General features: G+C 62.0%; 13 protein-coding genes. 3 read left to right on the top strand and 10 right to left on the bottom strand.

Annotated elements, in window-relative coordinates:
• Positions 1–4: 4 nt before the first annotated feature.
• Entirely contained in the window at positions 5–1,237 is a 1,233-nt protein-coding gene (locus BSG08_RS17515) for a Druantia anti-phage system protein DruA (RefSeq protein WP_093039147.1), read from the bottom strand.
• Positions 1,238–1,641: 404 nt separating this feature from the next.
• Here BSG08_RS17515 and BSG08_RS17520 point away from each other — a divergent pair, with 404 nt between their 5' ends.
• Positions 1,642–2,307, top strand: a complete 666-nt coding sequence (locus BSG08_RS17520; RefSeq protein ID WP_093039148.1) for a DUF6088 family protein — start codon at positions 1,642–1,644, stop codon at positions 2,305–2,307.
• Positions 2,304–3,347: a nucleotidyl transferase AbiEii/AbiGii toxin family protein gene (locus BSG08_RS17525; protein ID WP_093039149.1), complete on the top strand. Its 1,044-nt coding sequence runs from the start codon at positions 2,304–2,306 to the stop codon at positions 3,345–3,347. Before BSG08_RS17520 ends, BSG08_RS17525 begins: the two co-directional genes overlap by 4 nt.
• A 413-nt stretch (positions 3,348–3,760) precedes the next feature.
• On the opposite strand, the gene BSG08_RS17535 is transcribed toward BSG08_RS17525, so the two are convergent.
• The 9 genes from BSG08_RS17535 to BSG08_RS17575 all read right to left on the bottom strand — a co-directional run bounded on the left by BSG08_RS17535 (position 3,761) and on the right by BSG08_RS17575 (position 11,934).
• On the bottom strand, positions 3,761–4,453 hold the full coding sequence (locus tag BSG08_RS17535; protein ID WP_093039151.1) for a TrkA C-terminal domain-containing protein: 693 nt from the start codon (positions 4,451–4,453) through the stop codon (positions 3,761–3,763).
• Positions 4,453–5,334 (bottom strand): protease HtpX, encoded by an 882-nt coding sequence (gene htpX, locus BSG08_RS17540; protein ID WP_093039152.1) that lies wholly within the window; start codon positions 5,332–5,334, stop codon positions 4,453–4,455. Before htpX ends, BSG08_RS17535 begins: the two co-directional genes overlap by 1 nt.
• A gap of 24 nt (positions 5,335–5,358) precedes the next feature.
• Positions 5,359–6,321: a YfdX family protein gene (locus BSG08_RS17545; protein ID WP_093039153.1), complete on the bottom strand. Its 963-nt coding sequence runs from the start codon at positions 6,319–6,321 to the stop codon at positions 5,359–5,361.
• Between the two features lie 95 nt (positions 6,322–6,416).
• Complete coding sequence (locus BSG08_RS17550) at positions 6,417–6,926, bottom strand: ETC complex I subunit (RefSeq protein ID WP_217649909.1); 510 nt, start codon at positions 6,924–6,926, stop codon at positions 6,417–6,419.
• 38 nt (positions 6,927–6,964) lie between these two features.
• Positions 6,965–7,585 (bottom strand): HdeD family acid-resistance protein, encoded by a 621-nt coding sequence (locus BSG08_RS17555; RefSeq protein ID WP_245770738.1) that lies wholly within the window; start codon positions 7,583–7,585, stop codon positions 6,965–6,967.
• A 17-nt stretch (positions 7,586–7,602) separates the two neighbouring features.
• Positions 7,603–10,446, bottom strand: coding sequence for an ATP-dependent Clp protease ATP-binding subunit (locus tag BSG08_RS17560; RefSeq protein ID WP_245770739.1), 2,844 nt, complete (start codon positions 10,444–10,446; stop codon positions 7,603–7,605).
• A 98-nt stretch (positions 10,447–10,544) separates the two neighbouring features.
• The gene (locus BSG08_RS17565) at positions 10,545–11,027 is read right to left on the bottom strand and encodes an Hsp20/alpha crystallin family protein (protein ID WP_093039155.1); all 483 of its coding nucleotides are present in this window, start codon (positions 11,025–11,027) and stop codon (positions 10,545–10,547) included.
• A gap of 37 nt (positions 11,028–11,064) precedes the next feature.
• Positions 11,065–11,460: an Hsp20/alpha crystallin family protein gene (locus BSG08_RS17570; protein ID WP_093039156.1), complete on the bottom strand. Its 396-nt coding sequence runs from the start codon at positions 11,458–11,460 to the stop codon at positions 11,065–11,067.
• A 27-nt stretch (positions 11,461–11,487) separates the two neighbouring features.
• Positions 11,488–11,934, bottom strand: coding sequence for an Hsp20/alpha crystallin family protein (locus BSG08_RS17575; protein WP_093039157.1), 447 nt, complete (start codon positions 11,932–11,934; stop codon positions 11,488–11,490).
• A gap of 340 nt (positions 11,935–12,274) precedes the next feature.
• Here BSG08_RS17575 and ftsH point away from each other — a divergent pair, with 340 nt between their 5' ends.
• The gene (gene ftsH, locus BSG08_RS17580) at positions 12,275–14,107 is read left to right on the top strand and encodes an ATP-dependent zinc metalloprotease FtsH (protein ID WP_093039169.1); all 1,833 of its coding nucleotides are present in this window, start codon (positions 12,275–12,277) and stop codon (positions 14,105–14,107) included.
• The last annotated feature ends 1 nt before the right edge of the window (position 14,108 follow it).

Below are 14,108 nucleotides of genomic sequence, written 5' to 3' on the forward strand. Positions count from 1 at the left end.
ACAACTACGCTTTCGTTGCGGTCATCCGGGCGGACGCGGAGGAAGCGGCGTTTAAACGAAGAGCGCGGCTCTGACTGCCAAAGAGAGAAACGAGATCGTCGGTGGTCCACGTGCTGAATTCCGGCCGTCTTTTCGCGCGGGGTTTCATCCAGCGTTCGATGCCACGCTCAGCAATCTCTTTGGCTGAAAGGAGCGTACTCGTATCCGGTTCGCCCTGTCCGGTGCGCAAGAGCGAAGTGGCGTTCTCCGCCAGCCGCGCAATAAACACTTCACGTTTCACACCGTGTCTCAGCATGTCCTCCTTGAATCCGAGTGCCGACAAGGCTGCGCGCGTTGTTCGCAAGCGCCAATTCGGACCCTGTCCATAGCGATGTTGATCAGCGTATGTGTGGTCATTGTCGCGAAGGTAGTCCCGAAGTTCGACAAAAAGACGGTCGGGAATGTGAAAATGGCCCCAGCCTCCGGTGTAACCAATCGACTGTAGGTACTGGGTGCCATCAAGCTTCAGACGGTTGTAGACCGATGAGCGCCCCATCGATGACGATGTCGTCACAGCCAGCAAGCGAGCCTTCTTGTCTTTCCCAGAGATAATCCCCGTCGTGTCGCCATAGGCCGCCGCGAAGTCATCATAAAGATCGCGGCTCCGCAGGAGACATGCCATCAATTTGCCGCCCAGCAAGGCATTGTAGGGGGGGATCGCACCGAGAACGTAGGCATCCATGATGTTGACGAGGCGCGCACTGCGATCTTTGGAAGTCCAACCGATCAGTTTGTCCCTGACGGCAAGGTTGAACACGGGATCACCAATGGCTATGAGCCCCATGAGCTTGCCGTTGTTCTCGTCCCAGACGACATACCGAAGTCGACGCCCAAATCCGTTGGATACCGGTACCGACCAGGTAAGAGATGCTAGCCGGAAGAGGTCGCCGTTTCTGGTTCCGGAAGAAACGCGTTCAATGACAGGTGAGATGCGGTCCGGATCGACGTCCTGACCCGATGCAAAGTAAGGAAGAAGTCCTTCTGCCTTCGTTGCAATGAACTTGCTGTTTTCCTTCAGCCGGTCCTCACGCTGCACGCGGTGAAGCGCACGAACGATATCCTTCCCTTCGCCTTCTATAGCGAGTTCGCCGCTCTCGGATTTCGTGAAGCCGATGCTATGGAGATGCCTGCGCAGCTTGCGCTTTAGGTTCGCTTCGCGCGAGGCAACGCTAACAATCGAATGCACATCGTCGGACAATTTTGCTGCTCCCTCGTCTTTTCATCGGGTCTAGCAGATCGTTCCGGTGCCCGCCTCCCCAAATTCGTCAACAAAGTCCTTTTATCTTAGCTATGTCCAGCGCCATATGGGAAGTTTATTCTCACGATAACATATATTTACGATGACATTCTGCTTTGGTTCCGCCCTGCAGCGCTGGAGCCGTCCGCCAAGGATCTCGGATCGCCCGCTTCTGAATGTGAAATGCGCGAGTGTCAGGAGAGATCCTGAGGCACATTTTTTTGTCCCTTCACTCAATCTTGGCGTCGTCTGAACCTCACTTCGTCGGAAGCCATCTTTGACGAGCGAGCTCACGGTCTGCTTGTCCGAAATATGTAGCAAACTTCGGACTCGCGTATGTCCGAAATATGCGGTAATCTTCGGACATGACGGAGACTAGATCACCTGCGACCTTGCCAACTCAGATCCTTGATCGGATCAATGCCGAACCTGCCAAGGTTTGGACGCCGGGAGATTTTGCGGATGCCGGTTCGCGTGACGCCGTCGACAAGGCCCTCCAACGGCTTGCCAAGTCCGGAGAACTCCGTCGTATCGAACGCGGCCTCTACGACAAGCCGCGACTCAACAAGCTGACCGGGAAACCGTCGGCACCGGACTACCGCGCCGTCATCGAAGCTGTCGCGCGGCGGGACAAGGCGCGCTTTGTTGTGGACGGAATGACCGCGGCCAACACTCTCGGTCTGACCAACGCCGTTCCAGCCAGGATCGAGGTTCTGGTCGATGCCCGCCTGAAACCCATCGAACTGGGCAACCAAAAGATCGTCTTCAAGCATGCTGCGCCCAGTCGTCTGTATTGGGCGGGACGTCCTGGAATGTATCTTGTTCAGGCACTGCACTGGGTCCACGATACCATGCGGGCTGAGACCGAGCGCTCGAAAGTCGATCGGACCATTCGAAAGCTCCTTGCCGATAGTGATGGGGGGCCAAAACTCACCGAGGACCTTCGCATCGGCCTCTCGGCGATGCCGATATGGATGCAGGACATCCTGCGCAAACCGATCATGTCGGCAGGTGCGGAGAGAAACACATGACGACAGAGGCATTCTTGGAGGTCATGCGCGCCGAGCCCGCTGACCGCGCCGACCTCTTCCTCACGACGGCCCGGCGGCTGGGTGCACCCCTGATCAACATCGAGAAAGACTTCTGGGTGTGCTGGACACTCAACACCCTCTACCATCGGCTGCCGAAGGGCGGCCCGCGTCTTCTCTTCAAAGGCGGCACGTCGCTTTCAAAGGCATATGGCCTAATCAACCGGTTCTCGGAAGACATTGACGTCACCGTCTTCAGAGATGACCTCGGTCACCCTGGGAGCACTGCTGAGATCGCGGCACTTTCCAACAAGAAGCGGAAGGCTGCTCTTGACGCGATTGCAGCGGATTGTAGCCGCTATATCACCACAGAGCTTCTGGAGGCCGTCGCCGAAAATCTGGCAGCCGACACGGGTGGGACGGGTCGCGTCGAGATCGACGATAGCGATCCAACTTCTCAGACCTTGCTGGTCTGGTATCCGCGGGTGGATGCATCTGAGACCGGATATGTGCAGGCCGCAGTCAAGATCGAGTCAGGCGCAAAGTCCGCACTCGATCCGAACCGTCCCGTTACCATTGGGCCCTATATCGATGCTGATCTCGAAGCACTGGATCTTAGGGTGCCGGATGTCACGACGATCCATGCCGAGCGAACCTTCTGGGACAAGATAGTGATTGTTCACGGTTTGCGCAGCTGGTTCGAGCGGCGCGGTGAGCTTCGCCAGGACGGCCAGCGGATTTCGCGACATTACTACGATCTGCATTCGCTCCTGCACTCGGATATTGGCGCCTCGGCCGTCGCCGATCTGGCTCTCGGTGCGGATTGCATTGAGCATGCCCGAACGTTCTTCAGTAGACCGGACTACGACCTCGCGGCCGCTGAACCCGGTACGTTCGCCCTTCGGCCCGTAGGTGACATGATTGATCGACTGGAACGGGACTACCACAACACAAGGGCGATGATCTTTGGCGATGCACCCGATTTCGAGTATATCCTTTCTTCCATCGGTGAGATCGAAGACACTCTCAACAGAAATACCTGATGCGGATAGCCAAGGATGTCGTCGCGCGAGATCGGTTCATTGATCTGGTGAAGATTGGTATAGCGGGCGAAAGTTCGCAGATCCTGGGCATAGGCCCTGCGCGTGTGATGGCCGACGCCGCGTTCATCGCGGCAGGCAGTGACGAAGGCCGTGTGATCGAGATGGGGCATGGAGGACTCCTGTTGCGGTGTCCTGGCAGTCCATCACAGGGTCTGAATGGGTCGAAATCGGCCCCTTCTCCGGTAATGATAATGGCCCGCCCCTATCGTTGCCTAAGCCTACAAGCCCATGGGTGTTGCGGACTTTCGCTGCGTTTGTCACGAACTGGCAACATGCGGGACTTTTGCTGCCGTTCACTGCCGTGGCCCTAATGACCGCTTACGGCCAACGGAGCAAACGGTTCTTCGTGTCCTTCAGGCTTGCCGGCTTACCTGACCCTCATTCTCCAACTCCGCCAATCGCTCCCGATCTCCGTAGATCAGAACATGGTCTCTGGGATTGAGCCGCGTGTCCCCATCTGGCGCACCTTCATAGCTTCCATCGGAATGTTCGACCCCGAGAACATTGAGACCGGCTGCCGGCAACCTCAGCTCCTTCAGCGTCTTGCCGGACCAACTGTCAACGGCGGCCACCTCCACCCTAGCGACGCCATAGTTGTCCCTGAGATGCAGGAGGTTGGCATAATCCCGCAGATCGAGGTCCGTGCTTCTCTGAAGCAGGCGGCGGATCACGGGAGTCGCCACACGTTCGAGGCGTCGAGACCGCGCGACCAGGAATATCCCAAAGACACCCACGCCAAGCACGAGCAGCCGGTCGATCGTCGCCGCCCTGTCGGCGCCGATCATCGACAGCATCAGGGTGGAAATCGCCGTCACGATCCCGACCGATCCGAGCCGTATCAGCATTCCGATGATTCGTCGTCTTGCCGGCCCAGCGACCACCTTTTCGGCCTCGTCGGTGGTGAACCCCGCGCCGGAAAAGGCCGACAGTGCCTGGAACTTGGCCACCTCCTCGGTCAGGCCCGTCATCGTGAGGGCGATGGCGCCGATACGCACGATCAGCAACGACAGGGCGATGACCAAAAGAAGCGAGAAGATCGCGATCATCAGGTCCGGCCGACCTGTTTCAGCGCGGCGATGCGCTTCTCAAGCGGCGGGTGGCTGGCAAAGAGCGCCTGCACCCGGCCAGCGCTGATGGCGAAGGCGCGCATTTCCTCCGGCAGGGGCGGCGCGTTCTGCGCCCGTTTCAGACGCTCCAGCGCCGCGATCATCTTGTGGCGTCCGGCTAGTGTGGCACCCCCGGCATCGGCGCGGAACTCGCGCCAGCGTGAGAACCACATCACGATCATCATGGCCAGCACGCCCAGGATCATCTCCATGATCAGGGAAACAAACCAGAAGCCGGGACCATAGCCGCGCTCGATCCGCAGGATCAGCCGGTCGAAAAGAAGCCCCGCGATGCGTGACAGGAAGATCACAAAGGTGTTCACCACACCCTGGATCAGCGCCAGCGTCACCATGTCGCCATTGGCGGCATGACTGACCTCATGCGCGAGCACGGCCTCGACCTCGCCGCGGTTCATGTGGTGCAAGAGCCCGGTGCTGACCGCGATCAGTGCGTCGTCGCTGTTCCAGCCGGTGGCGAAGGCGTTCGGGGAGGGGTGATCGAAGATTCCGACCTCCGGCCGCCCGATCCCGGCGCGATCGGCCTGCGCATGAACCGTCTCGACCAACCAGCGCTCGGTGGCGCTGCGCGGCGTGGCGATGACATGGACGCGCATAGCCGCCTTCGCCATGCTCTTCGACATGAAGAGCGAGATCAGCGATCCGGCGAAGCCCAGCACCGCGGCGAAGACCAGCAGGGCGGTCAGGTTCAGATCGACGCCGTTCGCCGCAAGCAAGCTGTCGATCCCGAAGAGCCGGAAAGCGACCGATAGCACCGCTAGGATGGCGAAGTTGGCAGCAAGATATAGACCGATCCGCAGCATCTTCGGTTTCTCTCCCTGCCCCTCTTAATCGAACAGGCGCTGCTTCAGCCGGATGAAGCTGTCTCCGATCCGGTCGAAGATGCCGCCGGTGTTGTCGGCAAGGTCGATCTTCTCGTCGAGTTCGTCGAGGTTGTCGTGAAGCTCCTCGAAATCACCTTCTTCGCCATAGCCAAGCGCCTCGGCGATCTTCAGCTGGCTACGCGCGGCCGCGACATACTCGCCAGGGGAAATTGGTTCCGGCTCGGCGCTCTCGACGGCGTCTTCGACCGCTGACGCGTCCGCATCCCCGGTGCTCTCCTCCATTTCAGCAAGCGCCTCCTCTGCCGCGTCGATCAATAATTGCGCGCGCAGAACCGGCAGAGCGATCACCTCTTCGGTGATAACCAGGGTGCCGAGCGCCGTTTCGAGGGTCTGTTTCGCGGTTTCGATCTCGCCGGCGTCGATCTGGGCCGTCGCGCGCAAGAGCGCGTCTGGATAGGTCGCCAACGGCAGGTTGGTGGTCTCGATGACGATCTCGCTGGCGAACTCGCGCATCAGCGGACGGGCCTCCTGGAGCCTGCCATCGGCCACCAGATCCTCGATGACCTCGCGGGAGGCCTCAATCGTTTCCACATCACCGAGCAGGTCACGCTGGAGCAACCGCACATCGACAGGTGCCAAAGCGAGGCTCGGATCGCGGGCCACGACGCTTTGCAACTTGCCGGTCGCCACCGCCAGAGCCTCCAGCGCGGCTTCGGTGTCGTCTTCGTCAAGCGTGGTCGATGCCGTCTCGGTTTCCTCCAGCGCCCGGGTCGCATCGTCGAGCAGCTTTTGGCGTCTTTCGTCGATCTGCGCTGTGGCTTCATCCCGGACGCCCTCGCTCACGGCCTCGTTTGTCTGGGCGGTCGGGGGTTGCGATGTCTCCTGGGCAAAGGCAGGCGGCAAGGCCAGCATGCTTGTCAGCGCGAGGACACTGACCGTCGAGGTGAACAGGTTACGATATGGCATGGGTTTCTCCTCCTTTCAGTTCGCGATACCGTTGCAATTGCGGCCCAGGTGCAGGGCGGGCACGGAATCGGGCCGCTATCCCGCGCCCGTAACATTCAGCGTCCCCCCAGGGTCGTGCCGGTCCAGGCCGGAGGATCGGAAGCGGGAAAGCTCTCCAGCAATGCTAGATCCACCGGATCGGTGCCGATTTCTTCTGTCGGGGTTACCTTTGTCGCGTCCTGACCGCGCGGCTGCGGTTCGTCCAGCTGATCGAGGGGCCGTAAGATCGGCTCCCGTCGAGGTTTGGAGCTGCGCCGGCATTCGTCGCGCACGATGTAATCCCAATCGTGGCGCTCGGCATAGTCGATGGCGCTTTCGCGGTCCGGGAAGCTGAGCCGGATCGGGCGATAGGGATCGCGCGTGGCGGTCCAGCCCATCAGGGGCTCGATCTGCGGGGATGCCGCGGGTTCGAACTCCAGTATCCAGTGACGGGGCCGCGAGCCCGATTGCATCGCATTGCGGGACGGGCGGTAAATGATCGCCGTCGGCACGTCCGGCGACGGCAGGTCGGTGCCGGGGATTTTTGGCCGGAAGGGTGGCCGGTTGTGTCCTCTCATGCTGAACATCGTGACCTCCTTTCAGAACAGGTTACTTTGCCAGGGTTTCAGGCTGTCTTCGCCGACGCGCTGCCCCCCGATCCGCCGTCGGTTTTGCGCAGCTTCAGTCCCAGCAGGATCATCGTCACGCCGAAGACGGCGGCGTAGATGGCCAGCACCCAACCGAGCGCGAAAAGGCTGCTTGCCGGGCTGAACGTCAGGAAGAAGATGACGACCGCACCCAGCAGGATTGACAACAACCCGCTGAGGCCCATCCATATCTCGCCTTCGATTTCCTTGCGCAGCCGGATCGCCGTAGCGATCTCGAACGCGCCGGAAAAGATCGACCAGACCGCGATGCTGGCCCAAAGGAAGAAGGTCAGCACAATCGTCGCCACGAAGGGTGTGATCAGCACGACAAGACCGGTCAGGATGCCAAGGACACCGCTGAAAGCGAGCCAGCCCCAGCGTTCGCCCTCGCGCATCTGGCGCACGGCCGCGATGAGGCCGAAGACGCCATCAGCAAAGGTGAAGGCGCCGAATACCAATGCGAGCGCAAGCACGGCTTCGACGGGCATGAACCAGGCAAGTCCGGCGATTATCACAGCCAGAACGCCACGCAGGACAAAGGCCCACCAGTTCTTCGAGAGCGAGCAAAAGCCCTCGATCTTATTCGTGACATCGGTCATTGCTTGGTCCTCCTTTCTCATTTCGCCGGTGCCTCCTCGGACGCATCGGACTCCCCTCTTGTGTCCGTGGTTTCACTGTCTTCATCGCCATCGGCGGTGCCGGACGTGTCAGCCGGTTTGTCTTCCGGTTCGGCGCTGTCCTCCTCCGCCACCTCCTGTTTCTCGAAGGTGATCTTCTGCTCCTCCGCCGACCAGACCGCACGCACCTTGTCGCCATCCTCGACCGAGCCGGAGAGCATCGCGCGGGCCAGTTCGGTTTCCAGTTCCGACCGGATCAGGCGGCGCAATTCGCGGGCACCGAATTCGGGCTGGAAGCCCACGGCGGCGAAATGATCGGTCACGCTTTCGTCGAACGCCATCTCGACGCCCTGGCCAAGCGCGGTGCGCGCCACGCGGTCGAGCTGCAACTCCACGATCCGGCGGATTTCCGGGCGGTTGAGCGAATGGAAGACGATGATCTCGTCGATCCGGTTGATGAACTCGGGGCGGAAATGCTGCCGCAGCACCTCCATCAACTCACTGCGTTGCTTGCCCTCGTCGAACTCCTTCGTGCCGCGCTTCTTGAGGTTGCGCTGGATGATCCCCGAGCCGAGGTTCGAGGTGGCGATGATGATGGTGTTGGTGAAATCCACCACCCGCCCCTTGCCGTCGGTCAGCCGCCCGTCGTCGAAGACCTGCAACAGGATGTTGTAGACATCCGCGTGGGCCTTTTCGATCTCGTCCAGCAGAACCACCGAATAGGGGCGCCGGCGCACGCGCTCGGTCAGCTGGCCGCCCTCGTCATAGCCCACATAGCCCGGCGGCGCGCCCACCAGCCGCGCGACGGCGTGGCGTTCGCCGTATTCCGACATGTCGATGCGGATCATCGCGTCCTCGTCGCCATAGACGGTCTCGGCCAGCGCCTTGGCAAGCTCGGTCTTGCCGACGCCCGTGGGCCCGAGGAACATGAACGTCGCCGTGGGGGCGGACCCTTCGCGCAACCCCGCGCGCGCCAGCCGCACCGCGTCGGCCACGGCACCGATCGCCTGATCCTGGCCGATGACACGTTCGTGCAGCTGGTCCTCCAGCTTCAGCAGCTTCTCGCGTTCTTCGGTGGTCAGGTCTGTCACCGGGATGCCCGTCAGTTTCGAGACGATCTGCGCGATGTGATCGGTGCGCACCTCGGCGCTGGCCGACGCGCGGTCGCGTTTCCAGGTTTCCAGCAGGGCATCCAGTTCGGTCTGCTTTTCCTCCAGCTCCTTCTTCAGCTCGCCTGCGCGGTCGAATTGCTTGCGCGCGGCGGCGTAATCCTGTTCGCGCTGGATTTGCTTCGTCTCCGCTTCCAGCTCCTGCACATCCACCGGCCGGGCGGTTGCGGAAATCTTCACGCGCGCAGCGGCCTGGTCGATCAGGTCGATGGCCTTGTCCGGCATGAAGCGGCCGGTGACATAGCGGTCGGACAATTCGGCCGCGGCGACGATGGCCTCGTCGGTGATCGTCACCTTGTGGTGCGATTCCAGCGTGTCGCGCAGGCCCCGCAGGATCATGATGGTCTGCGCCACCGTGGGTTCCTCGACATAGACCGGCTGGAAACGCCGCTCCAGCGCCGCGTCCTTTTCGATATGCTTCTGGTATTCATTGAGCGTGGTGGCACCGATCAGGTTCAATTCGCCCCGTGCCAGCGCCGGCTTGAAGGTGTTGGCCACGTCGAGCCCGCCTTCACCGCCGCCCTGGCCCGCGCCCATGATCGTGTGCAATTCGTCGATGAAGAGCACGAGATCGTCCTTGTTGGCCTCGATCTCCTTCAGCACCTTCTGGATGCGCTCCTCGAATTCGCCGCGATATTTCGACCCGGCCACCATCGAGTTGATGTTCAGCTCAACCAGCCGCTTGTCGCGCAGGGCCTCGGGCACCTCGCCCGCGACGATCCGCTGCGCGAGGCCTTCGATAATCGCGGTCTTGCCGACGCCCGGTTCGCCGATCAGGACGGGGTTGTTCTTCTTGCGCCGCGCCAGAACCTCGATCGTGGTCTCGATCTCGCGGGCGCGACCGATGACAGGGTCGAGCTTACCGTCGCGAGCCAGTTTCGTGAGGTCGCGAGAAAATTCATCGAGGTCGGGCGTGTTCGAGGGCGTCTCGACCCGGCCTTCCTCGGCCCCCTGACCCACAACCTTCGTGACCTGCTGGCGCAGCGACTGCGGTGTCAGGCCGAGCTTGCGAAGGATGTCGGCGGCCAGGCCTTCGCCTTCTTCGGCGAGTCCGATCAGCAGGTGTTCCGGGCCGACATAGGAATGGCCCAGCTCGTTCGAGGCGACGAAGGCGCGGTTCAGCGCATCCTTCAGACGTGGGCTGACGCCGATTTCGTCGCCTTCCCTGGCTTCGCCGCGAGGGGCCTCCTTGTCGATCTGGCGGCGCAGATCGTCCACGTCGATCTTGAATTGTTCCAGCAGCGTCCTGACCACGTCGCTGTGGCTCAGCGCGAAAAGCAGATGTTCGGTATCCACCTCGGCGCGGCCAAGCTCACCGGCCTTCTGCGCGGCCTCCTGCAACAGCTTGTTGCCCTGTTCGCTCAGACGGTCCGCGATGCTCGCCCCACCTTGTCCGCGCCGGCTGCCGCGGTTGACGGGGATGCGCTGGCCCTCGCTTTCGTCGCCGATACGCCGACCCATCCCGCCAAGCGGGCTGTCACCGAAGAATTCGTCGAAGAGCGAGCCGCCGCCGAACAGCGATTCCAGTGGAGAAGACGACCGCCGCTGCTGACGCGCGAGCTTGCGGTAATCCTGGTCACAAAGCTCCATCATCTGGCGTTCGCCATTGACCGAGACCTGCGCCCTAAACGAGGCCGGGCGGCGCTTGCAGATATCACAGATTCCGTTTGCCATATTCGTTTCCTCCTTCGGGCGTTCTATGAATTTACTAATGAATGGGGGCGGTTGTTCCCGCCCCCGAGGGCGCGAGCCGCGGACGGCCCGTGCAGGTTTCACCCGGACTTGACGTCGATCCGCTTCACCTTCGCCCTGGCTTCCTCGGTCTTGGGCAGCGTCACGGTCAGCACGCCGCGCTTGAACTCGGCCTCGGCCTTTTCGGCGTCCACGCCCGGCGGCACCGGGATCATGCGGTGGAAGCTGCGCCGGGACTGCGAGGTGAAGCCCTCCTTCTCGGACTTTTCCTCGTGCTCGCCGCGGATCGTCAACATGTCGTCGGTGACGTTCACCTCGACGTCCTTGTCATCGAGGCCCGGCAGATCGACCGAAACGAGCATTGCCTCGTCAGTTTCCGAGATGTCGGTGCGCGGCCCGCCAGCGGCCATGCCGCCGAAAGGGCTGTCGAACCGGCCCCAGAAATCCTCGAAGACGCGGTTCAGGTCGCGTTGAAGGGACATCATCGGGTTGTCGTCGTCACCTCTTCGGTCGGGCATGTTGTTGCGGTCCCGACCCCAGGGAATGAGATCGCTGAATGCCATTTTCATTTCCTCCTTTCTCTGGCTGGCCCGGGCCGCGTCACGCGGCCTTGACCTTGATCTGCTTCGGCTTGGCGGCCTCGCTCTTCTTCAGGGTGAGCGTGAGGACGCCGTCGCGATGGGTGGCGTCGATCTTGTCCGCGTCGATGGTGTCGGGCAGGCTGAAGGCCCGCTCGAAGGTGCCGGGCGCGTATTCCGCATAGATGCGACGGTAGCCCTCGGGCACGGGTGCCTCGATCGTGCCGCGCACCGTGAGCGAGCGGTTCTCGACCGAGACATCGACGCTGTCCGGGACAACGCCCGGCATGTCGATGGTCAGCGTCACCACATCGTCCTTCTCGAAGATGTCCGTGGCGGGACGGAAAGTCGGGCCCATGTCGCGGGTTTCCTCGTTGCGGGCCACTTCACCGCCGGTTTTCTGCACTTCGTTTGCCATGGTTCTTTCCTCCTCTCGTTTCGGCCGTCAGCTTGCCTTGACCTTGATCTTGCGCGGCCGTTCCGCATCGGGGCGGCCCATCTCGATCTCCAGCACGCCGTTCTTCGCGCGTGCCTCGACCTTGTCGGGATCGACACGCAGCGGCAGGCGGATGGAGCGCGAGAATTCGCCCGAGGGGCGCTCGCGGCGGTGCCAGGCGGCATCGTCGTCATCGGTGGACGGATTGCGCTTGCCCGAAATGATCAGGGTGTTCTCGCGCACCGTCAGGTCGATATCGTCCTTGCCCACACCGGGCATCTCGGCGGTGACGACGACGCTGTCGTCGCCCAGCCACATGTTGACGGGGGGCCAGTTGCCATCGCCCGCGCGCTGGCTGCGCCCGCCACCTTCGAACATGCGGTTCATCTGCGATTGAAGCTGGCGCAGTTCCGCGAAGGGATCCCATTGCGCCTGGGACAGTCCGTAGTTCAGCATCGTATCCTCCTCTTCCTGGTCACAACATCGGGGGTCCGCGGCGGAGCGGACCACGTTTTCACGTTGCGGGACTGTCGCGAAGGGAGGAGCTCGGAAAGAGAGCCTGCACGAAGACGCATGGCGACCACGTGTTTCGATACGCAAGGCCAGTTCACTGCACCTCGCGGCCGATGACGGGACCGAAGCGTTGCATCATGCACACGCCTCGTATCTCACCAACATCTCCGGGACCCATTCAGCGGCATCCCGCATCCAAGCATCTGGGAATGATCTAAAAACTTGTCAAGATGCCGTGACGGAATTTATGCTCGGCGGCAGCGAGCCGGGAGAATTGCCGCCGATGGACAAGAAAACACAGATCAATTTCTGGTATATCCTGCTGGCGATCTTCGGGGTCGTCCTGCTGCGCGATTTCTGGGTCCAGTCCCAAACCATTGCCGCGATCCCCTACAGCCAGTTCGAGGATTATCTCGGTGAGGGTGTCATCGAGGAGGTTGTGATCGGCAGCGACACGATCCGCGGGACATTCATCGAACCGCAGGACGGCAAGACCGGTTTTGTCGCCACCACCGTGCCCGCTGACATGATCGAGCGTCTTGAAGAGGCGGATATCACCTATACCGGGGCTGTCGAGAATACCTGGCTCACAACGCTGCTATCCTGGGTGCTGCCGGCGCTTGTCTTCGTCGGCATCTGGATTTTCTTTATCCGCAAGTTCGCCGAGCGGCAGGGGATGGGCGGGTTCATGTCGATCGGCAAGAGCAAGGCCAAGATCTATGTCGAAAGCGACACCAAGGTCAGTTTCGACGACGTGGCCGGCGTGGACGAGGCCAAGCAGGAACTTCAAGAGATCGTCGAGTTCCTGAAGGACCCCGAGCACTACGGCGGGTTGGGCGCACGGATGCCTAAGGGCGTTCTGCTGGTCGGCCCGCCCGGCACCGGCAAGACGCTGCTGGCCAAGGCGGTGGCGGGCGAGGCGGGCGTGCCCTTCTACTCAATTTCCGGCTCGGAATTCGTCGAGATGTTCGTGGGCGTCGGCGCGGCGCGGGTGCGCGACCTGTTCGAGCAGGCGCGCAAGGCCGCGCCGGCGATCATCTTCGTCGATGAACTGGACGCGCTCGGCCGCTCTCGTGCGGCGGGTCAGCATCCCGGCGGCGGCCATGACGAGCGGGAGCAGACGCTGAACCAGCTTCTGACCGAACTTGACGGGTTCGACCCGACCGAGGGCGTGGTGCTGCTGGCCGCAACCAACCGGCCCGAAATCCTCGACCCTGCCCTGTTGCGCGCCGGGCGCTTCGACCGGCAGGTGCTGGTGGACCGGCCCGACCGGGCCGGTCGCGTGCAGGTCCTCAAGGTCCACATGAAGAAGATCAAGGTGGCCGATGGCGTCGATCCCGACCAGATCGCGGCGCTGACCACCGGGTTTTCCGGCGCGGACCTTGCCAACCTGGTCAACGAAGCGGCCCTGATGGCGACGCGGCGCCGCGCGAACAGGGTCGAGATGGAGGACTTCACGCAAGCGGTAGAGCGAATCGTCGCCGGGCTGGAAAAGAAGAACCGCCGTCTGAACGAGAAGGAGCGCGAGATCGTCGCGCATCACGAGATGGGGCACGCCATCGTCGGCATGGCCCTGCCGGGCGTGGACGAGGTTCACAAGGTGTCGATCATCCCGCGCGGCATCGGCGCGCTCGGCTACACCATCCAGCGCCCGACCGAGGATCGTTACCTGATGACGCGCGAGGAGCTGGAAAACAAGATCGCCGTGCTTCTGGGCGGTCGCGCAGCCGAGAAGATCATCTACGGCCACCTGTCCACCGGCGCGTCAGACGATCTGGCCCGCGCCACCGACATCGCCCGCTCGATGGTGGCGCGCTACGGCATGGACGACGGGCTGGGCCATGTGGCCTACGACACCGATCGCGGCAATTTCCTCGGCCAGGGCAACCAGGACTCATGGGTCAATCGTCGCTACAGCGATGCCACTGCCGAACGCATGGATCAGGCGGTAAAGGACGTGATCGCCAGAATATTCGAGCGCACGCTCGCGCTTCTGGACGAGAACCGCGCGTTGCTGGAAAGCTCTTCGGCCCAGCTGCTAGAGCGCGAGACACTGGAAGACGCCGATCTGAAGCAGATCGCCGAAGACGTCAAACATCCGGCCGAAGCGGCCTGAT

This window comes from Roseovarius azorensis (genome assembly GCF_900109455.1).
GTDB classification, from domain to species: domain Bacteria; phylum Pseudomonadota; class Alphaproteobacteria; order Rhodobacterales; family Rhodobacteraceae; genus Roseovarius; species Roseovarius azorensis.

Bases quoted from the DNA above. Each gene is read 5' to 3' on its own strand.
- ftsH (WP_093039169.1), top strand. From the start codon at position 12,275: ATGGACAAGAAAACACAGATCAATTTCTGGTATATCCTGCTGGCGATC.
- BSG08_RS17520 (WP_093039148.1), top strand. From the start codon at position 1,642: ATGACGGAGACTAGATCACCTGCGACCTTGCCAACTCAGATCCTTGAT.
- BSG08_RS17545 (WP_093039153.1), bottom strand. From the start codon at position 6,321: ATGCCATATCGTAACCTGTTCACCTCGACGGTCAGTGTCCTCGCGCTG.
- BSG08_RS17525 (WP_093039149.1), top strand. From the start codon at position 2,304: ATGACGACAGAGGCATTCTTGGAGGTCATGCGCGCCGAGCCCGCTGAC.
- BSG08_RS17550 (WP_217649909.1), bottom strand. From the start codon at position 6,926: ATGTTCAGCATGAGAGGACACAACCGGCCACCCTTCCGGCCAAAAATC.
- htpX (WP_093039152.1), bottom strand. From the start codon at position 5,334: ATGCTGCGGATCGGTCTATATCTTGCTGCCAACTTCGCCATCCTAGCG.
- BSG08_RS17555 (WP_245770738.1), bottom strand. From the start codon at position 7,585: ATGACCGATGTCACGAATAAGATCGAGGGCTTTTGCTCGCTCTCGAAG.
- BSG08_RS17535 (WP_093039151.1), bottom strand. From the start codon at position 4,453: ATGATCGCGATCTTCTCGCTTCTTTTGGTCATCGCCCTGTCGTTGCTG.
- BSG08_RS17575 (WP_093039157.1), bottom strand. From the start codon at position 11,934: ATGCTGAACTACGGACTGTCCCAGGCGCAATGGGATCCCTTCGCGGAA.
- BSG08_RS17570 (WP_093039156.1), bottom strand. From the start codon at position 11,460: ATGGCAAACGAAGTGCAGAAAACCGGCGGTGAAGTGGCCCGCAACGAG.
- BSG08_RS17560 (WP_245770739.1), bottom strand. From the start codon at position 10,446: ATGGCAAACGGAATCTGTGATATCTGCAAGCGCCGCCCGGCCTCGTTT.
- BSG08_RS17565 (WP_093039155.1), bottom strand. From the start codon at position 11,027: ATGGCATTCAGCGATCTCATTCCCTGGGGTCGGGACCGCAACAACATG.